Raw genomic sequence first — 19,021 nt, 5'->3', positions numbered from 1 at the left:
ACACCCGGTTACATTCCGAACCCGGAAGTTAAGCCCTCCAGCGCCGATGGTACTGCACCGGGGACGGTGTGGGAGAGTAGGACGCCGCCGGACAATCTTTATCGAAGGGCCCCAGCCAAACGGCTGGGGCTTTTCGTATTCCTGAGGCTTTTCTGGGAGCTTCGCCAGGCAGGGGACAACACGCCCAAACCCCCACTAAGTTGGGTCCCAAACCCGACGCCCCTCCCCGGAGACTCCCCCCATGGCGCCCAGGCACGCGACGATCGCAGCCGCACTCGCCCTGGCAGCGGCCTGCGCCCCGGCCTCCCTGTCGGTCACTCCCGCGGCGACTCCCCAGCACCAATCCGCTCCTGTCAGCCTGAGCGCGGTCGTCACGGAGAGAACCGAACACGTCCCCCCGATCGACCAGGAAAAACTCACCAAGCAGCTCCGCGCCTTCATAGGCAAGCACCCCGGCCGGACAACCGCCGCCGTGGAAGACCTGCTAACCGGCCGCGTCTACCAATTCCGTCCCAATGAGCAGCTCCCGACCGCCAGCACCGCCAAGGTCAACATCCTCATGGCCGCCCTCCGGACAACCCGCTGGAAGAAACTCCCCGCCTCGGTCCGCCGCGACGCCGACATCATGATCCGCGTGAGCGACAACAAAGCCGCCGACCGCCTCTGGGAGCGAATCGGCCGAGAAGGCGGCCTGACCAGGGCCAACAAAGCCTTCAAACTCAAGAAGACCACCGCCGTCGGCGGCCGCTGCGTAGACCTCTACTGCTGGGGAATCACCAGAACAACCGCCCCCGACCAGGTCCGCCTAATCAAACTCCTGACCCGCAAGAACAGCCCCATCAAAGACCGCCGAACCATCCTGACCCTGATGGAAAAGGTGGTGCCCGAACAAAAATGGGGCATCAGCGCAGGCGCCTGCAAAGGCGAATCCGTCGCCCTGAAGAACGGCTGGCTCAAACACGTCTCCAACAAACAATGGGTCATCGTCAGCGCCGGCCTGATAGCCAACAGATTCGCCGTGGCAGTCCTCACCGAGGACAACCCATCCAGCGAGTCCGGCATCGCCAAGGTAGAAAAAATCACCGAACACCTGATGGCGGCATTCCGCACTTGCCCGCCAGCAGAATGACACCGGCTTGCTCGCCGTTACCTGCCGACGCGTTGGCAGGTCTAGGGAGTGACCAGGCGGTAGCCGACGCCTCGGACTGTTTGGATTAGTTTGTCGTCTTCGTCGCCTAGGCGGGCGCGGAGGCGTTTGACGTGGACGGCGATGGTGTTGGTGGACATGGCGTCTACCGAGTGCCAGACGTGGCGCATGATCTGTTCGCGGGTGACGGTGCGGTCCGCGTTGCGCATCAGGTAGTGGAGGAGTTCGAATTCGCGCAGGGGCAGGTGGACCACGCGGCCGTCGACCTTGACCTGGTAGGCGGTGACGTCGAGGGACACCTCGCCGATGGTCAGGACGGTGCGCTGGATGCCCTGGCGGCGGAATGCGGCCTGGACCAGGGGGAGAAGTTCGGGAACGCGGTAGGGGCGGGCGACGCAGGCGGTGGCGCCGGCGGCGAGGGCCTCCATGGCCTGTTCCGCGTGGCCTTCGCCGACGCCGAGGAGGACGGGGATGGCGCGCGCCAGCCGTACCGCACGGACGAAGTCGACGGGGCCGATGATGGGCAGCGAGGCGCTGATCAGCACGGCGTCGGGGCGCAGGGCGCCTGCTTGAAGCAGGGCCTGCGCCCCGTCGAAGACACCGGTGACGTCGATGCCCTCGGATTCGAGTTCGGACGTCAGCGTCTGCACCATGTCACTGTCGGGATCCGCGATCAGTAGCACCGGCGCCGATCGAGTGTCCCCCTCCACTGCGGGTGCCGTCACCCGGGTCCTCCCTGCGAGTGTGCCTGTGAACCAGAGCGAGTCCGAAAGAAACGATCAGCCGAAGCGTCCGGTGATGTAATCCTCGGTCCGCTTGTCGGAGGGCTTGGTGAAGATCCGGGTGGTCTGGTCGAATTCGACCAGTCGCCCGTGCCGCACCCCGGCGTCGTCGACGTCGGCGGTGAAGAACGCGGTCCGGTCGGAGACCCGGGCCGCCTGCTGCATGTTGTGGGTGACGATCAGGATCGTGTATTCCTGGCGCAGTTCCTGCATCAGGTCTTCGATCTTCGTCGTCGCGATCGGGTCGAGGGCCGAGCAGGGCTCGTCCATGAGGATGACCTCAGGCTTGACCGCGATGGCCCGGGCGATGCACAGTCGCTGCTGCTGACCGCCGGACAGCGAGAGCGCGTTCTGCTTGAGCTTGTCCTTGACCTCGTCCCAGAGGGCGGCCTTCTGGAGCGCCTCTTCGACGATGGAGTCCATGTTCTTCTTGATGCCGTTGACCCGCGGGCCGTACGCGACGTTGTCGTAGATCGGCTTGGGGAACGGGTTCGGCTTCTGGAAGACCATGCCGATACGGCGGCGGACTTCGATCGGGTCGACGTGGTCGCCGTACAGATCCTCCTCGTGGTAGAGGATCTTGCCCTTGATGTGGGCGCCGGGAATCAGGTCGTTCATCCGGTTGAAGCAGCGCAGCACCGTGCTCTTGCCACAGCCGGACGGGCCGATCATGGCGGTGATCTCGCGGCGGCCGATCATCATGTCGACGTTCCGGACGGCCTCGTAGTCGCCGTAGAAGACGCTGAGGTCCTCGACGGTGAAGACGGGGTCGAGTGAGCCGGGGGTGTTGGGGACGTCGGGGCCGCGGAGGGTCACGTTGGGCTGAGTCACTCTGCCTGCCTGAGTCGTTCCGTGCGTCAAGGGATTCACCAGCGCTTCTGGTAGCGGTTCCGGAGCCAGATGGCGAGGGAGTTCATCAGCAGGAGGATCGCGAGCAGCACGACGATCGCAGCCGCGGCGAGGATGTGGAACTCCTCGCGGGACTGGCTGATGAGGTTGTAGATCTGCAGCGGCAGGACGGTGAAGCTGCTCCAGACCCCGTCGGGGTTGAAGCGCACCAGCGTCGCGGCGCCGAGCATGAGGAAGGGGGCGGCCTCGCCGATGGCCCGGGACAGGGCCAGGATGGAGCCGGTGGCGATGCCGGGGATGGAGGCGGGCAGCACCTGCCGGTAGATCGTCTGCCACTGGGTGGCGCCCAGGGCGAGCGAGCCTTCCCGGATGGAGGGCGGCACCGCGCGGATGGCCTCTCTGGCCGAGATGATGACGATCGGGAGCACCAGCAGCGAGATGGTGACCGCGCCGGTCATGACCGTGAACCCGAAGTCGAGCCAGCGGGCGATGATGCCGAGGCCGAGGATTCCGTACACGATGGAGGGGACGGCGGCCAGGTTGGCGATGTTGAGCTCGATCAGCCGGTTGTACCACCTGGTGTTGTCGGCGTACTCCTCCAGGTAGATGGCGGCGAGGACGCCGGTGGGGAGTGCCATCAGGGCGGTCAGGCCGATGATCCAGAGGGTGCCGGTGATGCCGGAGAGCACGCCTGCGGTCTCGGGACGCCGTACCGACGGGAAGTTCTCCCAGAGGCGGGAGTCCAGGCGCGGCCAGCCTTCGGTCAGCGTGTACGCCAGGAGCAGGGCCAGGAAGATCAGCGCGATGGCCAGGCTGGACAGCAGCGCGATCCTGAACAGGTGCTCACGGAGCGGACGTCCCTTGCCGACCAGGTCAACCTGGGACCGCGGTGTCGAGAGGATAGCCATTACTCGTACACCTCACGATATTTCTTCACCATTCGGGCGCTGAACCAGTTCATCGCGAACGTCATGATGAACAGCAGCGAGCCGACCGCGAAGATGGTCTTGTACGCGATGGACCCCACCGGAGCGTCCCCGGACCCCGCGCTGGCGATGAAGGCCGCCATGGTGGCCATCTCGCTGCCCGGGTTGAACGTGAAGATCGATTTGAAGCCGGCCGCGATGGCCACGATCATCGTCTCGCCCGCGGCGCGGGAGATGGCCAGGATGACGGCCGCCACGATGCCGGAGAACGCCGCCGGAAGCACCACGCTCACCGACGTCGTCATCTTCGAGGCGCCCAGCGCGAACGAGCCTTCGCGCAGGCTGCGCGGCACCGCCGACATGGCGTCCTCGGACAGCGACGCCACGATCGGGATGATCATGACGCCGACCAGCAGGCCCGCGCTCAGCGCGTTCCTGGGGTCGAGCGAGAACGGCAGGATGTCCTGCAGCAGCGGGGTGACGAAGCTGAAGGCGAAGAAGCCGAAGACCACGGTCGGGATGCCCGCGAGCACCTCGAGCACCGGCTTGAAGATCTTGCGGACCCTGGGGGTGGCGTACTCGGACAGGTAGATCGCGGCCGCCAGGCCGAGCGGGATCGCCACGATGATGGCGATCAGGGTGATCTCCAGGGTGGCCACGATGATCGGCCACACGCCGAAGCTGGGCGGCGAGAACAGCGGGCCCCACGAGGTGGAGCCGAAGAACTCGCCTAAGCTGACCTCGGAGAAGAACTCGATGGTCGGCTCCAGCAGGGCCGCGACGATGCCGAGCGTGGTCGCGATCGACACCAGCGCGGCGGCCAGGAGGAGCACCTTGACGGCGGCTTCTCCATAACGCGGGCGCGACCGCGCCAGGGACCGGTTGGGCCCCGGCGCGGTCGCTCGGTTGTTCGCCGAAGCCATTAGCCGGCCTGCGTCTTGAGGGACGCGGAGTCCGTCTTGAGCTTGGCCTCCTGCTCGGGGTTGAGCGTGATGAACTTGGCGTCCTTGGCGATGGTCGCGATGTTCGCCACCAGGTAGTCCACGAACGCGGTCACTTCGGGCTTCTTCAGCTCAGCCAGGTTGGGGTAGATGAACAGCGGCCGGGACAGCGGGGTGTAGGTGCCGTCCTGAGCGGACTGCGCGCTCGGCCCGACGCAACCGGCGCCGGAGTCGACCTGCACGGCCGTCAGCTTGTCCATGTTCTCCTCGTAGTAGGTGTAGCCGAAGTAACCAAGGCCACCCTTGGCGCCGGCGACACCCTGCACGATGACGTTGTCGTCCTCGCTGGGGGAGTAGTCCTTGCGGCTGACGTTCTTCTCACCGTTGATCTCTTCGGTGAAGTACTCGAAGGTGCCGGAGTCGGTGCCCGGGCCGAAGAGCTTCAGCGGCTCCTTCGGGAACTTGGCGTCGACCTGGTCCCAGCTGGTGATCTTGCCTTCGGCGCCGGGCTCCCAGATCTTCTTGAGCTGGTCGACGGTGAGGCAGGTGGCCCAGGTGTTCTCCTTGGGCACGACCACGGTCAGGGCGTCGGTCGCGACCCGCAGTTCGCCGAAGTTGATCCCCTTGGCGGTGCAGGCCGCCTTCTCCTCGTCCTTGATCGGGCGGGAGGCGTTGGCGATGGCGGTCTCACCGGCGCAGAACTTCTCGAAGCCGCCGCCCGTGCCGGAGGTGCCGACCGCGAGCTTGACCTGCGGCTGCTCCTCACCAAAGATTTCCGCGGCGACCTGGATCAGCGGGGCCACCGTGCTCGAGCCATCGATCTTGATTTCGCCGGCGAGCGCGGCCGGAGCGCTTTCGGCGCCACCCGTGGCTTCGGTGCCGGGGTCGGCCGGAGTGGCCGTGTCCCCGCCGCCACATGCAGCGAGCGAGAGCACGCCGGCGAGCGTCACCGCGGCGAGTCGACCTGCATACTTCACGGTCTTCGTCCTCCCATTTGTTTCATCAACGAGGAGGACGCTAAGCAGCCAAGGTGACCTATTCCCCAGGCAAAGGTGAACGCATAATGAACGGGCTAGGTCATCTCGATACTGATAACGAGCAGGTCACGCCGGTGACGTTCATCTGAGACCGGGCGTAACACCACGCCCGGTCCAGTTAAACGGCAGTTGAACGCAGCCGGTCGTCGAATTCGCGGACCAGTAAGGACGGCGGGCCCTCGTAGTCGCGCCGGAATCGGCGGACCCGCTGGAGCACCCGTTCGGAGGAGTAGACCACGCCCGCTTTGAGGGCTTCCTGGGCGAGGGTGAACGCCTCGTCCACCTCGCCGGCCATCCGCCGGGCGGTCGCGACCTCCAGCATCAGCAGGGCCTGCTGCTTGGCGGCGGGCCGTACTGACACCAGGGATTCGGTGAAGGCGGCGACGGCGTCCTGGGGACGGCCGAGCCGGACCATGACCAGGGCTCGGTATCCGGCGAGCTTGCCCGGATCGAAGGGGAACACCCACGGCCATGGCGGCGAAACCGTGCGTTCACCCGCGGCCACCGCGAGTTCGGCTTCGCGTAAACAGCGCAGGGCGCTGTGCGCGTCGCGGCGGGCCGCGTGGCCGAGCGCCTCGATGCAGGCCAGCCAGGCGCGCGCGGTCGGGGGCGGGTGCGAGCCGGTCCGCGCCCGGGCCTGGGCGACCATGGACAGGCCCAGCTGCGGGTCGTCATGATCGATCTCGAAGGCGGCCAGGCTGCCCAGCATGTACGCCTCCAGCAGCGGATGCTCGGCCCGGCGCGCCGAATCCACCGCGAACCGGTAGAACATCCGGGCGGTGCCGATGTCCTGCATGTCGGCGTGCAGCCAGGCGGCGAACCCGGCGGCCTCGCTGACCGTCGGGCACACCTCGATCGCGAACGGCGTCTCCGCCGACCGGGCCAGGGCGCGCTTGGTCAGCTCCACGTGGGCGACCGCCCCTCGGGCGAGCTCGCGGGCGGGCGTGTCGGACTCCAGCCTGCGCTGGGCGCCGGTGATCGCGGCGAGCGAGGCGGCGGTGGTCTCGTCGGCGGCGCGGTAGGAGATCGACGGTGCCACCGGCAGCGCGGCCAGGAAGGCTACCTTGCTGAAGTCGCGGCGTTTCGTGGGATCCTCACCTCCCCGGTCGCCAATCCGGAGGAGGTACTGGGGCACGCCGAGCGTCCGGGCGATGTCCCTGATCTGGTCGACCGAGAGCATCTGCTGGCCGCGCAGGACCTTGGACACCCAGCTTTGCGAATAGCCGACCGCGTGGGCGAGTTGGCTCTGGGTCCAGCCATGAGCGGACCGGACCTCGTCGAGGAGGGTCGCCATGTCGCATTCCGCGAGCGCGGTGGCGACCAGGGGGCGGGCCCAGAATTCGGGCTGCAGACCGTTTCCGTCATGACCCATGACCGTAAGTTACTCCCGATCCCGGCGTCACGCAGGAATTCGTCTCACGAATAGTGCGATTGCTGATCGTGGTGGCGTATTCCTCCGGTCGCTCGACCCTGTTGAGGATCGCGAGTATGGATGCTCTCACCAGGACAGGCTCGCGTGGAAAGGTCATGACCAGCTATCACGGCCCGCACGTGCCGAGTCGGCCGGAGCCGGACGCGAAACAGATCAACTGGCGCCCCGGGATCCGGCGGACCGATCGGGAACGTGTCCGGGCTCATTCGTGCTCGTGCCGGGGCGTGGTGTACGAATTCGTCGGCGCGGCGGGGCAGTACTTCATCCGCAGGACGACCCTGCAGACCGGCGCGATGGAAGAGACCGAGCGCATGCTGGCGGTGCGGGCCGAGCAGATGTGGGCCGATCTCTTCGCCGGCCGCGTTTATTAATGAGAAAGTCGTGATCTGGACAGCCGCAGCGGTGAATCGCCTGGTCGGCGGCTATGCGGCTGGCTATGGGACGGGTTTCTCGTTAATTTGATCAGCCGCCGAGGCGCTTGAGGACCTCACCGTGGAGCAGGCCGTTGGTGCTGACCAGGTTGCCGGCTTCCAGGGGTGACGCGCCGTTGAGCCCGGTGCAGGTGCCGCCCGCTTCCTCCACGATCACCGTGATGGCGGCCATGTCCCAGGGCGACAGTTCGGGTTCCGCCGAGATGTCGACCGAGCCCTCCGCCACCATGACGTGCGACCAGAAGTCGCCGTAGCCGCGGCTGCGCCAGACGGCGCGGTTCAGGTCGAGGAAGTTGTCGAGTTTGCCCGCCTGCTCCCATTCGTGCAGGTCGGAGAAGGACAGCGAGGCGTCGTCCAGGCGGTGCACCGAGGAGACCTGGCAGCGGCTGGCCTTCGTCAGGCTGCGGCCGGTCCACGAACCGCCGTCTTTCGCGGCCCACCAGCGGCGTTGCACCGCGGGCGCGGAGACGACGCCGACGACGACCTTGCCCTCTTCCATCAGGGCGATGAGGGTGGCCCAGACGGGCACGCCGCGGACGTAGTTCTTGGTGCCGTCGATGGGGTCGATGACCCAGGAGCGCATGCCGTATCCGGTCTTGCCGAACTCCTCGCCGATGATGGCGTCGCGGGGGCGGGCGCGGCGCAGGGTGCCGCGGATGGCCTCCTCGACCGCGCGGTCGGCGTCGCTGACCGGGGTGAGGTCGGGTTTGGTGTCGATCTTGAGGTCGACGGCTTTGAAACGGCGCATGGTGATGTCATCGGCGGCGTCCGCCATCACGTGCGCGAGGCGCAGATCGTCGCTGTATCCCATCACGGGACACAACGCTACCGCGTATACACGGGCCGCATCAGAGGCGGGACCGGTCCAAATGCTACGTGCCTCGGCGCGGGCCGGTAAAATCAGTCCTCGGCGTTTCCTTCGCGGCTGAGCAGGAGCCTGCGCAGCGATTCGAGGCGGGCGGGCTCGGCGTGTCCCTCGGCCACGAAGGCGTTGAGCGCGCAGTCGTCGCCCAGATGGTTGCACCCTTTGGGGCAGTTGACGGTGGCTTCGTTGAGGTCGGGGAAGGCCACCAGGACGTTTTCCATCTCCACATGGCCGAGTCCGAAGCTGCGCACCCCGGGCGTGTCGATGATCCAGCCGCCCTCCGGCAGCTCCAGCGCGACCGCCGAGGTGGAGGTGTGCCGTCCGCGCCCGGTGACCGCGTTCACGTCGGAGACCGCCCGCTCGGCGGTCGGTACCAGCGCGTTGACCAGCGTGGATTTGCCCACCCCTGAATGCCCCACCAGCACGCTGACCCGATTGACGAGATGGTCGCGAACCTCCCCCAGGTCGCCGCCCCTCTCTACCACCAGGTACGGTACGCCGAGCGGCTCGTACTGGGCGACCAGCGAGTCGGGGGACGCGAGATCGGCCTTGGTGAGGCAGAGCAACGGTTCGATGTCGGCGTCGAAGGCGGCCACCAGCATGCGGTCGATCATCCGGGGCCGGGGTTCGGGGTCGGCCAGCGCGGTGACGATGACCAACTGGTCGGCGTTGGCGACGATTGGGCGCTCGACCTCGTCGTTGTCGTCCGCGCTGCGGCGCAGCATCGAGCGGCGCGCCTCGCGGCGAACGATCCTGGCCAGCGTGTCGGGTCTGCCGGACACGTCGCCGACCAGCGCGACCAGGTCGCCGACGACGATGCCCTTGCGGCCGAGTTCGCGCGCTTTCATGGCCACCACCACGGCGGCATCCTTCCCCCGGCGTCGCGGAATCGGCGCCTCGCCGTCCACCAGCGGCGGGAGGGCCGGGATGTTCGGGCCGATCAGGCAGGTGATGCGGCCACGGTCGACGGCGATCACGAAACCCTCGACGGCCTCCTCGTGGGCAGGCCGGAGCCGGGTCCTGGGGCGGGAGCCCTTCCCCGGCCGGACCCGGACGTCGTCCTCGTCGTATTCCCTCTTTCTCAGGACATGTCCCCCAGCATGTGCGCCCACATCCGGGTGAAGTCCGGGAGGGTCTTGCGCGTGGTGGCGATGTCCTCCACCTGGACTCCGGGCACGACCAGGCCGAGCACCGCGCCGGCGGTGGCCATGCGGTGGTCCTCGTAGGAGTGGAAGACGCCGCCGGTGAGCGCGCGCGGGCGGATCTCCAGGCCGTCCTCGGTCTCGTTGGCGTCGCCGCCGAGGCGGTTGATCTCGGTGACCAGCGCGGCCAGGCGGTCGGTCTCGTGGCCGCGGATGTGCCCGATGCCGCGCAGCCGGGTGGGCGAGACGGCCAGCGCCGCCAGGGCCGCCAGCGTGGGCGCCAGCTCGGAGGCCTCGCGCAGGTCGGCGTCGAGGCCGGTGATCGTGCCGGTGCCGCGCACTTCGAGGCCGCCGGGCACCCGGGTCACCTGGGCGCCCATGCCGGCGAGGAGATGGCGCAGGTGGTCGCCGGGCTGGGTGGTCTCCGCCGGCCAGTCCGGCACGGTGACCGCGCCGCCGGTGGCCATCGCGGCGGCGAAGAAGGGGGCCGCGTTGGACAGGTCGGGTTCGACGGTGAAGTCGGTGGCCGCGATCGGGCCCGGGGCCACCCGCCAGAGGTCGCGCTCGCTGTCGTCCACCTCGACGCCGCGGGCGCGCAGCATCTGGACGGTCATCTCGATGTGCGGCATCGAGGGCACCGGCGGGCCGACGTGCCGGACGGTCACGCCCTTCTCGAACCGGGCGGCGGCCAGCAGCAGACCCGAGACGAACTGGGAGGAACCGGAGGCGTCCAGGGAGACCTCGCCGCCGGTCAGCGGGCCGCGGATGGTGAACGGCAGGGTGTCGGCGCTGACCTGGGCGCCCAGGGTGCGCAGCGCGGACAGGATGGTGCCCATCGGGCGTTTGCGGGCGGCCGGGTCGCCGTCGAAGGAGACCTCGCCGTCGGCCAGCGCGGCCACCGGGGGGACGAAGCGCATCACGGTGCCGGCCAGGCCGACCTCGATGTGGCCGCCGCCGGTGAGCGGGCCGGGGGTGAAGGCCCAGTCGGCGCTTTCCGCGGTCTCGTTGGAGGCGGTCATGCGGGCGCCGAGCGTGGTCAGCGCGGCGGTCATCAGGTCGGCGTCCCGGCTGCGCAGCGCGAGCCGCACCCAACCCGGGCCGTCGGCGAGCGCGGCCAGGAGCAGCGCGCGGTTGGTCACCGACTTCGAGCCGGGCAGGCGGACGGTCGCGGTGACGGGCTCGGCGGCCGTCGGCGCGGGCCACAAGGGAGCGGACATGCGTCCAGCCTATCGGTGGGGCAGGCTGTGAGCTCAATGAGAAAGGCGTGATCCTGGCCAACCGCGGCGGTGAGTAGCCTGGTCGGTGGCTATGCGGTTGTCTATGGGGACGGGTTTCTCGTTGATATGTGCGGAAGATATGCGTCGGCGCGCAACCGGCATGATCTGCTGGAGGAGTTCGAGATCGAGCTCGACTCGGAGGAGGAGATCGAGCCCGACTACAACGTGGCCCCCACCAAGGACGTATACGCGGTCATGAGCCGGGTCCCCAAAGTCGAGGGCGCCACCCAGCCGGTACGGCAACTGCGCGTGATCCGCTGGGGCCTGGTCCCCAGCTGGGCCAAGGACCCGTCGATCGGCTCCCGCCTGATCAACGCCAGGATGGAGACGCTGGCCGACAAGCCCGCCTTCCGCAAGGCGTTCGCGTCCCGGCGCTGCCTGCTCCCGGCCGACGGCTATTTCGAGTGGATGCCGACCCCGGACAAGAAGAAGCAGCCCTACTTCATTCACCCGGCCGACGGCGGCGTGCTGGCCATGGCCGGCCTGTACGAATTCTGGAAGGACCCCGAAGGCGAGTGGCTCTGCACCTGCACGGTGATCACCACAGCCGCCGCGGACCACCTGGGCGAGATTCACGACCGCACTCCGATGTGCATTGAAAAAGACCACTGGACAGATTGGCTCGACCCGCGCATTACGGACGCCTCTGAACTCCTGGTTCCGGCCAGTGCCGCTGGGCTGGTCGCGGAGCCCGTGTCAATGGCGGTCAATAACGTCCGGAACAACGGCCCGGAACTTATCCACCCACTTCAGGACACTGGGGACCCCAGCCCGCTCTTCTAACCGCCCACTGGTGTAAGAACAGCGCCAAGTGGGCATCCGGTGAGGAAAGCATGTAACAAATGGCCCTTGCCGGGAGACCGGGGGATATCTCCGGCGGGGGTTTCCCCCCATTTTCCCGGAGGTGCGGATTCGTGGACGACGCGACCGCGCGTATGCGCCTGGAGAGCATGCTCGAAGAACTGGACCGCTCGATCGGGGTGCTCACCGGAGACCCGGTCTCGGTGCGGGAGCGGTCGGCCGCCGACGCGGGCTCCGATCTGACCGACGCGGACCGCACCCGGGCGATGATCGACGTCGCCACCCGGCAGCGCACGGCCGTGCTGGCCGCGTTGAAACGCCTGGACGAGGGCGGCTACGGCCGCTGCGTGGACTGCGGCAAGATCGTCCCGGAGGGCCGCCTGGAGGCGCGCCCTGAAGCCGCCCGGTGCGTGCAGTGCCAGTCCCGGGTGGAGCGCCGCCGCTAGTCGGGTTTTCGCGCGCTCGCCACCAGATGGATGCCGACCGTGTCGTCGTCGTCGGGATGGGCGTCCAGCTCGGTGCGTACCAGCCAAGACAGGGAGCGGCCGTCGGCGCCGAGGACGTGGTCGACCGTGGACGGCGACAGCACCGTGCGCGGCCGGATCCACTCCACCTCCAGGCCCGCGTCGTCGAGCACCTCGCGCAGTTGCAGGCTGGTGAAGCAGCGGGTGATGCTGCCGTCGGGCCACGGCACCAGCATGACCTCGCCGGTCTGGCACAGGTGCGCCCAGTAGTTCTGCTCGGCCAGGATCGCCATGCCCAGCACCAGCGAGTCCACGCAGACCAGCGCCCGGCCGCCCGGCTTGAGCACCCGGGCCACGTCGGCCAGCGCCGACTCGGCCATGATGTCCATCGACAGCGCGCGCTCCTCGGCGACCACGGCGTCCACCGAGGCGTCCGGCAGGAACCCCAGATCGTCGGCCCGCACCTTGTGGATCAGATCGTCGGCCTCGCGCAGCCAGGGCTCGCCGTTCCTGCGGAAGTCCACCAGCTCCACCACCCGATGCCCGGCCCGCGCCGCCTGGGCCGGCCAGCGGCCGCGGCCCCCGGACAGATCGAGCAGGAGCGAAGGCCGGTCCGGCAGCCAGCGCCGCAGCTGCTCGGCGACGACCGCGTGGTAAAAGGTCCAGTACGGCCCGAGGGTTCCCGTGCCGTTCAGTTCGGTGGCCGGAATGGGCAGCACGCTAGGCTCCTGGACGTTGGGTTCCGGGCTACCAGCCGGTACGTAGCTTTTTCCCCGAAGTTGGCCACCCGTACCTTTCCACGGGAACAGACTCTACGCGTGCCCTGTTGCAAAGGGGCATGAACGCGTTGCTGGTGAGGCCTTTCCAGGCTGCCGATGTCGTGCCGGTATTCTCGGGTGCGAACGGTGTCCTTGAGGGGGTGGGTCCGGTCTCCAAGACAGCCGAGGAGACTCTGGAGCAGCGCAGTGAGCGGTTCGAGCGGGATGTCATGCCGTACTTGGACCAGCTCTATTCCGCCGCGCTCCGGATGACCCGTAACCCCGCCGACGCGGAGGACCTCCTGCAGGAGACCTTCGCGAAGGCCTTCGGCTCGTTCCACCAGTTCCAGGTGGGCACGAACCTCAAGGCCTGGCTTTATCGAATCCTGACGAACACCTTCATCAACAGTTACCGCAAGAAGCAGCGGGAGCCCAAGCAGGCCGGGACCGAGGAGATCGAGGACTGGCAGCTCGCGCGGGCCGAGTCCCACACCTCCAGCGGGCTCAAGTCGGCCGAGATCGAGGCGCTCGAACACCTGCCCGACAGTGACGTCAAGGACGCCTTGGCGGCGCTGCCGGAAGAGTTCCGTATCGCGGTATATCTGGCTGATGTAGAGGGCTTTCCCTACAAGGAGATCGCCGACATCATGGGCACCCCCATCGGGACCGTGATGTCGCGTCTGCACCGCGGCCGCAGGCAACTGCGGGCGCAACTGGAGGATTACGCGCGAGAGCGCGGGCTTGTGCGATCGGAGGACGAGGCATGAGCTGTGGTGACCACCACGACACGGACTGCGGTGACGTGCTGGACCGGGTGTACAGCTACCTCGACGGAGAGCTGGACGAGGCCGGGTGCGCCGACATCCGGCAACATCTCGACGAATGCAGCCCGTGCCTGCGGGAATACGGCCTGGACAAGGCCGTGAAGCAGCTGGTCGCCAAACACTGCGGCTGCGATCCGGTCCCGGACGATCTCCGGGCCAAGATCCGCACCAGGATCGACGAGGTCCGCGCCGAACTGGTCGAGTGACCTTTCGGAAGTGACCTAGGATCGGTGTCCATGCGGATACTGGTCACCGGGGGCGCGGGGTTCATCGGTTCGACGCTGGTCGACCGGCTGCTCGCCGACGGCCATGACGTGGTCGTCGTGGACGATCTGTCCACGGGTTCCCACCGCAATCCGGGCGCGCCGCTGCACGTGCTGGACGTGCGCGATCCCGCGCTGGCCGAGGCCGCGAAAGGCGCCGAGGTGGTCTGCCACCTGGCCGCCCAGATCTCCGTACGGCGAAGCGTCGCCGACCCCGTCCTCGACGCCCAGGTCAACGTCCAGGGCACGGTCAACGTCCTGGAGGCCGCCCGCCGGGCAGGCGCCCGCAAAGTCGTCTTCGCCTCTTCTGTCGCCGTGTACGGCAAGCCCGCGACGATCCCCGTCCCCGGCGACGCCGTCCCCGACCCTCGTTCCCCTTACGCGGCCAGCAAGCTGAGCGCGGAGACGTACCTGTCGTCCTACCGCGCGCTCTACGGGCTTGAATACACCACGCTCGTGCTCTCCAACGTCTACGGCCCCCGCCAGTCCCCCGACGGCGAGGCCGGCGTCGTGGCCATCTTCACCGACGCGCTCCTGGCCGGGCGCCCCACCGTGCTGTTCGGCGCGGGCACCCAGACCCGCGACTACGTCTTCGTCGAGGACGTGGTGGACGGCTTCGCCCGCGCCTGTGCCCCGCGCGGCGACGGGCGGCGCTTCAACCTGGGCACCGGCCTGCAGACCACCGACCGCGACCTGCACACCCTGATCGCCGCCGCCGCCGGAGCGCCCGACCTGCCGGGCTTGGCCCCGGCCCGCCTCGGCGACCTCCCGGCCATGGCCGTGGACCCGGGCCCGGCCCGGGACGGCCTCGGCTGGCAGCCCAGAACCGACCTGCCCACCGGCCTGAAGATCACCGTGGAATGGGCACGCAACCACGCAACGTGATTGCTTGATTACGTTTTGGCGGCGGTTCGCCGACATCCCTGACCAGGCACGTTGATTTCTGTAGCCTGAGTGGCGAATCGAGTGGAGGCAGCGCATGTCAACAGCGCACCCGGGAATCTCCTGGACCTGAGCACGCGCCTTCGTGAGGGATGGCCGCATTGCGGGAACTACCGTGGCCTGCCAAGGTCTACTTCGTCGTTCTCATCGGGGCCGCCGGAGTGCTGCTCGCCCGCAGCGCGCTGGCTTACGACCGCCTGGAGTGGTCGACGCTGCTCGTGCTCGCGCTGCTGTTCCTGGTGTGCGAGTCCGTCCCCACCCTGCTGAGCGTGCGGCAGGCGGCGGTGTCGGTCAGCTACTCCGCCGCGCTGGCCGCGGTCGTGCTGGTCGGGCCGCAGGGCGCGGCGCTGGTCGCGGCCACCGCGGTGCTCAGCGTGCGGCCTGGCCTGCCGATGGTGAAACGCCTGTTCAACGGCGCCCAGTTCGCGGTCTGCGGGTATGCGGCGGGGCTGGCCTACAACTGGGCGGGCGGCACGGTCGGGCTGCCGCAGAAGACCGACTTCCCGGAGATCATCCTGCCGTACGGGGCGGCCACCGGCGTCTTCGTGGCGATCAACTTCCTGCTGACCGCGTTGATCCTGGCGCTGGCCGAAGGGGTGGGCAAGCGGCAGGTCCCGGTCCGGAACATGGTGCAGTTCCTCGTCTCGTACTGCGGGTATGCGACGTTCGGGCTGCTGATCGCCGGGCTGTGGGCCACCGTGCAGTCGATCTCGGCGGTGCTGGTGCTGCTGCCGCTGTTCGTGGCCCGCTGGGCGTTCGGGCAGTACCACGCCCAGCAGCGCTCGTACGAGGCGACGATCGCCGCCCTCTGCCAGGCCGTGGAGACCAAGGACTACTACACCCGGGGCCACTGCACCCGGGTGTCGCTGGCCTCCTCGATGATCGCCGAGGAGATCCGGATGGGCACCGAGCGCCTCAACGCCATCCGGTATGCGGGCATGCTGCACGATGTCGGCAAGCTCGGCGTGCCCACCAAGGTGTTACAGAAGGACGGCGTGCTCACCGAGGAGGAGTTCGCCGCCATCCAGCTGCACCCGATGCGCGGCCTGGAGATCGTGCGCGGCATCGACTTCCTGGACGAGGCGTTCGCCGGGATCATGCACCACCACGAGAAGTACGACGGGCGCGGCTACCCGATGGGCCTGGCCGGGGCCGAGATCCCGGAGTTCGCCCGGATCATCGCGGTGGCCGACGCGTTCGACTCGATGACCTCCGACCGCTCCTACCGCAAGGCCAAGCCGATCACCGACGCGATCGGCGAGCTGCGCAAGAACGCGGGCACGCAGTTCGATCCGGTCATGGTCAGCGCGTTCATCCGGGCGCTGGACCGGGTCGGCTGGCAGCCGCGTACCATGCCGGAACCCGCGGAACCGGTGCCGGAGATGGCCGCGAAGGATCACGACGACCCGACGACGCCGATCCAGGTGGTGTCGGAGCGGTGACGATGACCAGCCGGAACATGGACGGGCTCGACTCGGGGCAGTTACTGCTGATCTGCGCGGCCGGGCTGCTCACCATCGCCGGGATCGCGCACACGGCCGCCATCGGCCTGGTCGGCCCGCAGGTGGCCATCGGCTTCGGCGCGCTGATCGCGGCCGGGGAGCTGGCCCGGCTGACCATGCCGGGCAACCGCGAGGTGGCCCCGATCAGCACCGCCGCCGCGCTCGGCTACGCGCTGCTGCTGGACGTGGGCGGCGAGCCCGCCACCCATTCGGCGCTGCAGGTGGTCGCGGTGATGGCGGTCGGCATGATCGCGGGCGGGCTGCCGCACCTGGCGGTCGGCCGCGCGCCCCGGCTGGACGCGATCGCCCGGCGGCTGTTCTCCGGCTCGCTGCTGGCCTTCGCGTTCCGCCCGCTGGCCGACGTGCTGCGGCCGGAGCAGGGGCAGGGCTGGTGGGCGCCGCTGGGCGTGATGACCGTGCTGATCGGGCTGATGCTGGCCGCCGACGTGGTCATCGCCTCGATGCTCAGGGCCGAGCAGGTGCGCACCGCGTTCGGCGTCGCCGTACGGGACGAGACCAGGATGGCGGCGCCGCTGGGCGCGGCCGTGGCCGCCTCCGGCATCCTGCTGGCGCTGGCCTCGCACAGCATGGACATGACCGCCCTGCTGGCCTTCGCCGCGCCGCTGCTGGTCACCCAGGTCGCCTTCCGCAAGTACGCCGGGATCAGGGCCACCTATTTGCAGACGATCCGGGCGCTGGCCCGGGTGACCGAGGTCGGCGGCTACGTCGAGCCGGGGCATTCGCGGCGGGTCAGCCGCCTGGCCGTGGCGGTCGGCCGCGAGCTCGGCATGGCCGAGCCGGAACTGCTGGAGCTGGAGTACGCGGCGCTCATGCACGACATCGGCCAGCTCTCGCTGAGCGACCCGATCCCGGGCGGCGCGACCGTGCTCACCGACGCCGACCAGGCCCGCCGGATCGCCGCCCTGGGCGCCGAGGTGATCAGGGAGACCGGCGTGCTCGGCCGGGTGGCGGAGATCGTCCGCCGGCAGTGCGACGGGCTGGAGAAGAACCCGCCGGCGGCCAGTAGGATCATCAAAGCCGCCAACGCCTACGATGATCTCGTCAGCGGTTCCACCGACCGGGATCGCGCCGCCGCCGCGCTGGAACGGCTCCGCTTCGACGGTGGCGCCGAGTATGACCAGGACGTGGTCGCCGCGATGGCCCGGGTGATCGGCCGTCTCGCCCCGGTGAACCGGCTCTGAGCCCCAGTTGTGGGCTTCCTACAGATTGTGGCCGGGTGATCGGTGGTTTGCGCTGTACGGCTGACAACAGGCACTGCCCGTAGGGTTGGCTGCGTGTTCGACTCTGTACTGATCGCCAATCGTGGTGAGATCGCGCGCCGGATCATCAGGACCGTGCGCGGCATGGGCCTGCGGTCGGTCGCCGTGTACTCGGAGGCCGACGCCGACCTGCCGTTCGTGCGCGAAGCCGACCAGGCCCTCCCGATCGGCCCGGCCAACCCCGCGCAGAGCTACCTGGACCAGGACAAGGTCCTGGAGGCCGCGCGGGACTCGGGCGTAGGGGCGATCCATCCCGGCTATGGCTTCTTCTCGGAGAACGCCGACTTCGCGCAGGCCGTGATCGACGACGGGATCGTCTGGATCGGCCCGTCGCCGGACGCGATCCGCCGGATGGGCGACAAGATCAACGCGCGTAACCTGATGGAGGCGGCCGGAGTCCCGGTGGCCGCGGGCACCCGCGAGCCGGTGACCGAACCCGGCGAGGCCGTGGCCGCCGCCGAGCGCATCGGCTACCCGGTCATGGTGAAGACCGCCGGAGGCGGCGGGGGCATCGGCATGGGCGTCGCCCATGACGAGGAGTCCCTGGCCAAGGCCTTCGAGCAGGCCTCCCGCGCGGCGGCCAGGTTCGGCGGCACGCCCGCCATCCTGCTGGAGCGCTATATCGAGCGGGCCCGCCACGTCGAGGTGCAGATCCTCGGCCTGGCCGACGGCACCGTGCTGGCGCTGGGCGAGCGCGACTGCTCGGTGCAGCGGCGGCACCAGAAGGTCGTCGAGGAGTCCCCGTCGCCCGGCATCACGCCCGAGTTGCGGGCGCGCATGCTCGCGGCAGCCGTACGGGCCGGGGAAGCGGTCGGCTATCGCGGCGCGGGCACGGTGGAATGCCTGGTCGACGCCGACGCGCAGGACTTCGTGTTCCTGGAGATGAACACCCGGCTGCAGGTCGAGCACCCGGTCACCGAGCTGGTCACCGGCGTGGACCTGGTCGAGGCCCAGCTGCGGATCGCGGCGGGCCAGGACCTGGCGCTGGACGCCACGCCGACCGGACACGCCATCGAATTCCGGGTATATGCGGAGGATCCCAAACGTTTCTTCCCCGGCCCTGGCAAGATCGCCCTGTGGAAGGAACCCACCGGCGAAGGCGTCCGGGTCGACTCCGGCTATGTCGAGGGCAACACGGTGACGCCCTTCTACGACCCGCTGATGGCCAAGCTCTGCGTGCACGGCGCCACCCGCGCCGAAGCCCTCGACCGGGCCCGCGCGGCGGTCGCCTCCTTCGCGCTCGAAGGACCCAAGAACAACCTGCCGTTCTGCGCGGAACTGCTGGAACACCCCGAGTTCGTCAGCGGCGACTACGACACCGGCCTGGTGTCCCGCATGAGATCGTGATCAGGAAAGAA

The 19,021-nt window shown here is 68.7% G+C and carries 20 protein-coding genes and 1 rRNA gene; 11 read left to right on the top strand and 10 right to left on the bottom strand.

From position 1 onward, the window contains the following. Together rrf and Amac_RS49865 are read left to right on the top strand one after the other, a co-directional pair. Positions 1-93, top strand: a 5S ribosomal RNA gene (gene rrf, locus Amac_RS49870); the annotation flags it as partial. Positions 94-241: 148 nt separating this feature from the next. Then, the gene (locus tag Amac_RS49865) at positions 242-1,129 is read left to right on the top strand and encodes a serine hydrolase (protein ID WP_155361445.1); all 888 of its coding nucleotides are present in this window, start codon (positions 242-244) and stop codon (positions 1,127-1,129) included. A 41-nt stretch (positions 1,130-1,170) separates the two neighbouring features. On the opposite strand, the gene Amac_RS49860 is transcribed toward Amac_RS49865, so the two are convergent. The 6 genes from Amac_RS49860 to Amac_RS49835 all read right to left on the bottom strand — a co-directional run bounded on the left by Amac_RS49860 (position 1,171) and on the right by Amac_RS49835 (position 7,054). Next, positions 1,171-1,872, bottom strand: a complete 702-nt coding sequence (locus Amac_RS49860) for a response regulator transcription factor (RefSeq protein ID WP_246264475.1) — start codon at positions 1,870-1,872, stop codon at positions 1,171-1,173. A 54-nt stretch (positions 1,873-1,926) separates the two neighbouring features. Continuing rightward, complete coding sequence (gene pstB, locus Amac_RS49855; RefSeq protein ID WP_218038341.1) at positions 1,927-2,745, bottom strand: phosphate ABC transporter ATP-binding protein PstB; 819 nt, start codon at positions 2,743-2,745, stop codon at positions 1,927-1,929. 50 nt (positions 2,746-2,795) lie between these two features. After that, a complete protein-coding gene (gene pstA, locus Amac_RS49850) occupies positions 2,796-3,686 on the bottom strand; it encodes a phosphate ABC transporter permease PstA (RefSeq protein WP_155361444.1) in 891 nt (296 codons plus the stop codon). Continuing rightward, entirely contained in the window at positions 3,686-4,627 is a 942-nt protein-coding gene (pstC, locus tag Amac_RS49845; protein WP_155361443.1) for a phosphate ABC transporter permease subunit PstC, read from the bottom strand. Before pstC ends, pstA begins: the two co-directional genes overlap by 1 nt. Beyond that, a complete protein-coding gene (locus Amac_RS49840) occupies positions 4,627-5,622 on the bottom strand; it encodes a PstS family phosphate ABC transporter substrate-binding protein (RefSeq protein WP_218041750.1) in 996 nt (331 codons plus the stop codon). The genes pstC and Amac_RS49840 overlap by 1 nt, the downstream gene beginning before the upstream one ends. Before the next feature lie 178 nt (positions 5,623-5,800). Then, on the bottom strand, positions 5,801-7,054 hold the full coding sequence (locus Amac_RS49835; RefSeq protein WP_155361442.1) for a helix-turn-helix domain-containing protein: 1,254 nt from the start codon (positions 7,052-7,054) through the stop codon (positions 5,801-5,803). Between the two features lie 155 nt (positions 7,055-7,209). Here Amac_RS49835 and Amac_RS49830 point away from each other — a divergent pair, with 155 nt between their 5' ends. After that, entirely contained in the window at positions 7,210-7,485 is a 276-nt protein-coding gene (locus tag Amac_RS49830; RefSeq protein WP_155345180.1) for a NifB/NifX family molybdenum-iron cluster-binding protein, read from the top strand. 91 nt (positions 7,486-7,576) lie between these two features. Here Amac_RS49830 and hisN read toward each other — a convergent pair whose 3' ends face one another. The 3 genes from hisN to aroA all read right to left on the bottom strand — a co-directional run bounded on the left by hisN (position 7,577) and on the right by aroA (position 10,769). Then, a complete protein-coding gene (gene hisN, locus Amac_RS49825) occupies positions 7,577-8,359 on the bottom strand; it encodes a histidinol-phosphatase (RefSeq protein ID WP_155361441.1) in 783 nt (260 codons plus the stop codon). Between the two features lie 86 nt (positions 8,360-8,445). Further along, positions 8,446-9,495 carry a ribosome small subunit-dependent GTPase A gene (rsgA, locus tag Amac_RS49820; RefSeq protein ID WP_155361448.1) on the bottom strand — a complete coding sequence of 350 codons (1,050 nt, stop codon included), beginning with the start codon at positions 9,493-9,495 and terminating at the stop codon, positions 8,446-8,448. Next, on the bottom strand, positions 9,492-10,769 hold the full coding sequence (gene aroA, locus Amac_RS49815; protein WP_155361440.1) for a 3-phosphoshikimate 1-carboxyvinyltransferase: 1,278 nt from the start codon (positions 10,767-10,769) through the stop codon (positions 9,492-9,494). Before aroA ends, rsgA begins: the two co-directional genes overlap by 4 nt. A gap of 126 nt (positions 10,770-10,895) precedes the next feature. On the opposite strand from aroA, the gene Amac_RS49810 reads away from it, so the two are divergent. Both Amac_RS49810 and Amac_RS49805 read left to right on the top strand, forming a co-directional pair. Further along, complete coding sequence (locus Amac_RS49810) at positions 10,896-11,612, top strand: SOS response-associated peptidase (protein ID WP_155361439.1); 717 nt, start codon at positions 10,896-10,898, stop codon at positions 11,610-11,612. A 131-nt stretch (positions 11,613-11,743) separates the two neighbouring features. Continuing rightward, the gene (locus Amac_RS49805) at positions 11,744-12,076 is read left to right on the top strand and encodes a TraR/DksA family transcriptional regulator (RefSeq protein ID WP_155361438.1); all 333 of its coding nucleotides are present in this window, start codon (positions 11,744-11,746) and stop codon (positions 12,074-12,076) included. Here the strand turns inward: Amac_RS49805 and Amac_RS49800 are convergent. Continuing rightward, the gene (locus Amac_RS49800; protein WP_155361437.1) at positions 12,073-12,813 is read right to left on the bottom strand and encodes a class I SAM-dependent methyltransferase; all 741 of its coding nucleotides are present in this window, start codon (positions 12,811-12,813) and stop codon (positions 12,073-12,075) included. The genes Amac_RS49805 and Amac_RS49800 overlap by 4 nt on opposite strands. Before the next feature lie 200 nt (positions 12,814-13,013). On the opposite strand from Amac_RS49800, the gene Amac_RS49795 reads away from it, so the two are divergent. The 6 genes from Amac_RS49795 to Amac_RS49770 all read left to right on the top strand — a co-directional run bounded on the left by Amac_RS49795 (position 13,014) and on the right by Amac_RS49770 (position 19,010). Further along, positions 13,014-13,619, top strand: coding sequence for a sigma-70 family RNA polymerase sigma factor (locus Amac_RS49795; RefSeq protein ID WP_155361447.1), 606 nt, complete (start codon positions 13,014-13,016; stop codon positions 13,617-13,619). Then, positions 13,616-13,882: a mycothiol system anti-sigma-R factor gene (rsrA, locus tag Amac_RS49790; RefSeq protein ID WP_155361436.1), complete on the top strand. Its 267-nt coding sequence runs from the start codon at positions 13,616-13,618 to the stop codon at positions 13,880-13,882. Before Amac_RS49795 ends, rsrA begins: the two co-directional genes overlap by 4 nt. 30 nt (positions 13,883-13,912) lie before the next feature. Continuing rightward, positions 13,913-14,824 (top strand): NAD-dependent epimerase/dehydratase family protein, encoded by a 912-nt coding sequence (locus Amac_RS49785; protein ID WP_155361435.1) that lies wholly within the window; start codon positions 13,913-13,915, stop codon positions 14,822-14,824. A 158-nt stretch (positions 14,825-14,982) separates the two neighbouring features. After that, positions 14,983-16,323 carry an HD-GYP domain-containing protein gene (locus Amac_RS49780; protein ID WP_373869950.1) on the top strand — a complete coding sequence of 447 codons (1,341 nt, stop codon included), beginning with the start codon at positions 14,983-14,985 and terminating at the stop codon, positions 16,321-16,323. Between the two features lie 2 nt (positions 16,324-16,325). After that, entirely contained in the window at positions 16,326-17,585 is a 1,260-nt protein-coding gene (locus Amac_RS49775) for an HD-GYP domain-containing protein (RefSeq protein ID WP_155361433.1), read from the top strand. Between the two features lie 93 nt (positions 17,586-17,678). Then, a complete protein-coding gene (locus Amac_RS49770; RefSeq protein WP_155361432.1) occupies positions 17,679-19,010 on the top strand; it encodes an acetyl-CoA carboxylase biotin carboxylase subunit in 1,332 nt (443 codons plus the stop codon). Positions 19,011-19,021 lie beyond the last annotated feature (11 nt).

Source organism: Acrocarpospora macrocephala (assembly GCF_009687865.1).
In the GTDB taxonomy this organism is placed as follows: Bacteria; Actinomycetota; Actinomycetes; order Streptosporangiales; family Streptosporangiaceae; genus Acrocarpospora; species Acrocarpospora macrocephala.
This window is presented reverse-complemented; position numbering and strand designations above follow the sequence as displayed.

What these genes read in the sequence shown, in the direction of transcription:
- Amac_RS49865 (WP_155361445.1), top strand. Translation starts at nt 242, where the DNA reads ATGGCGCCCAGGCACGCGACGATCGCAGCCGCACTCGCCCTGGCAGCG.
- pstA (WP_155361444.1), bottom strand. Translation starts at nt 3,686, where the DNA reads ATGGCTATCCTCTCGACACCGCGGTCCCAGGTTGACCTGGTCGGCAAG.
- pstC (WP_155361443.1), bottom strand. Translation starts at nt 4,627, where the DNA reads ATGGCTTCGGCGAACAACCGAGCGACCGCGCCGGGGCCCAACCGGTCC.
- Amac_RS49835 (WP_155361442.1), bottom strand. Translation starts at nt 7,054, where the DNA reads ATGGGTCATGACGGAAACGGTCTGCAGCCCGAATTCTGGGCCCGCCCC.
- Amac_RS49830 (WP_155345180.1), top strand. Translation starts at nt 7,210, where the DNA reads ATGACCAGCTATCACGGCCCGCACGTGCCGAGTCGGCCGGAGCCGGAC.
- aroA (WP_155361440.1), bottom strand. Translation starts at nt 10,769, where the DNA reads ATGTCCGCTCCCTTGTGGCCCGCGCCGACGGCCGCCGAGCCCGTCACC.
- Amac_RS49810 (WP_155361439.1), top strand. Translation starts at nt 10,896, where the DNA reads ATGTGCGGAAGATATGCGTCGGCGCGCAACCGGCATGATCTGCTGGAG.
- rsrA (WP_155361436.1), top strand. Translation starts at nt 13,616, where the DNA reads ATGAGCTGTGGTGACCACCACGACACGGACTGCGGTGACGTGCTGGAC.
- Amac_RS49785 (WP_155361435.1), top strand. Translation starts at nt 13,913, where the DNA reads ATGCGGATACTGGTCACCGGGGGCGCGGGGTTCATCGGTTCGACGCTG.
- Amac_RS49775 (WP_155361433.1), top strand. Translation starts at nt 16,326, where the DNA reads ATGACCAGCCGGAACATGGACGGGCTCGACTCGGGGCAGTTACTGCTG.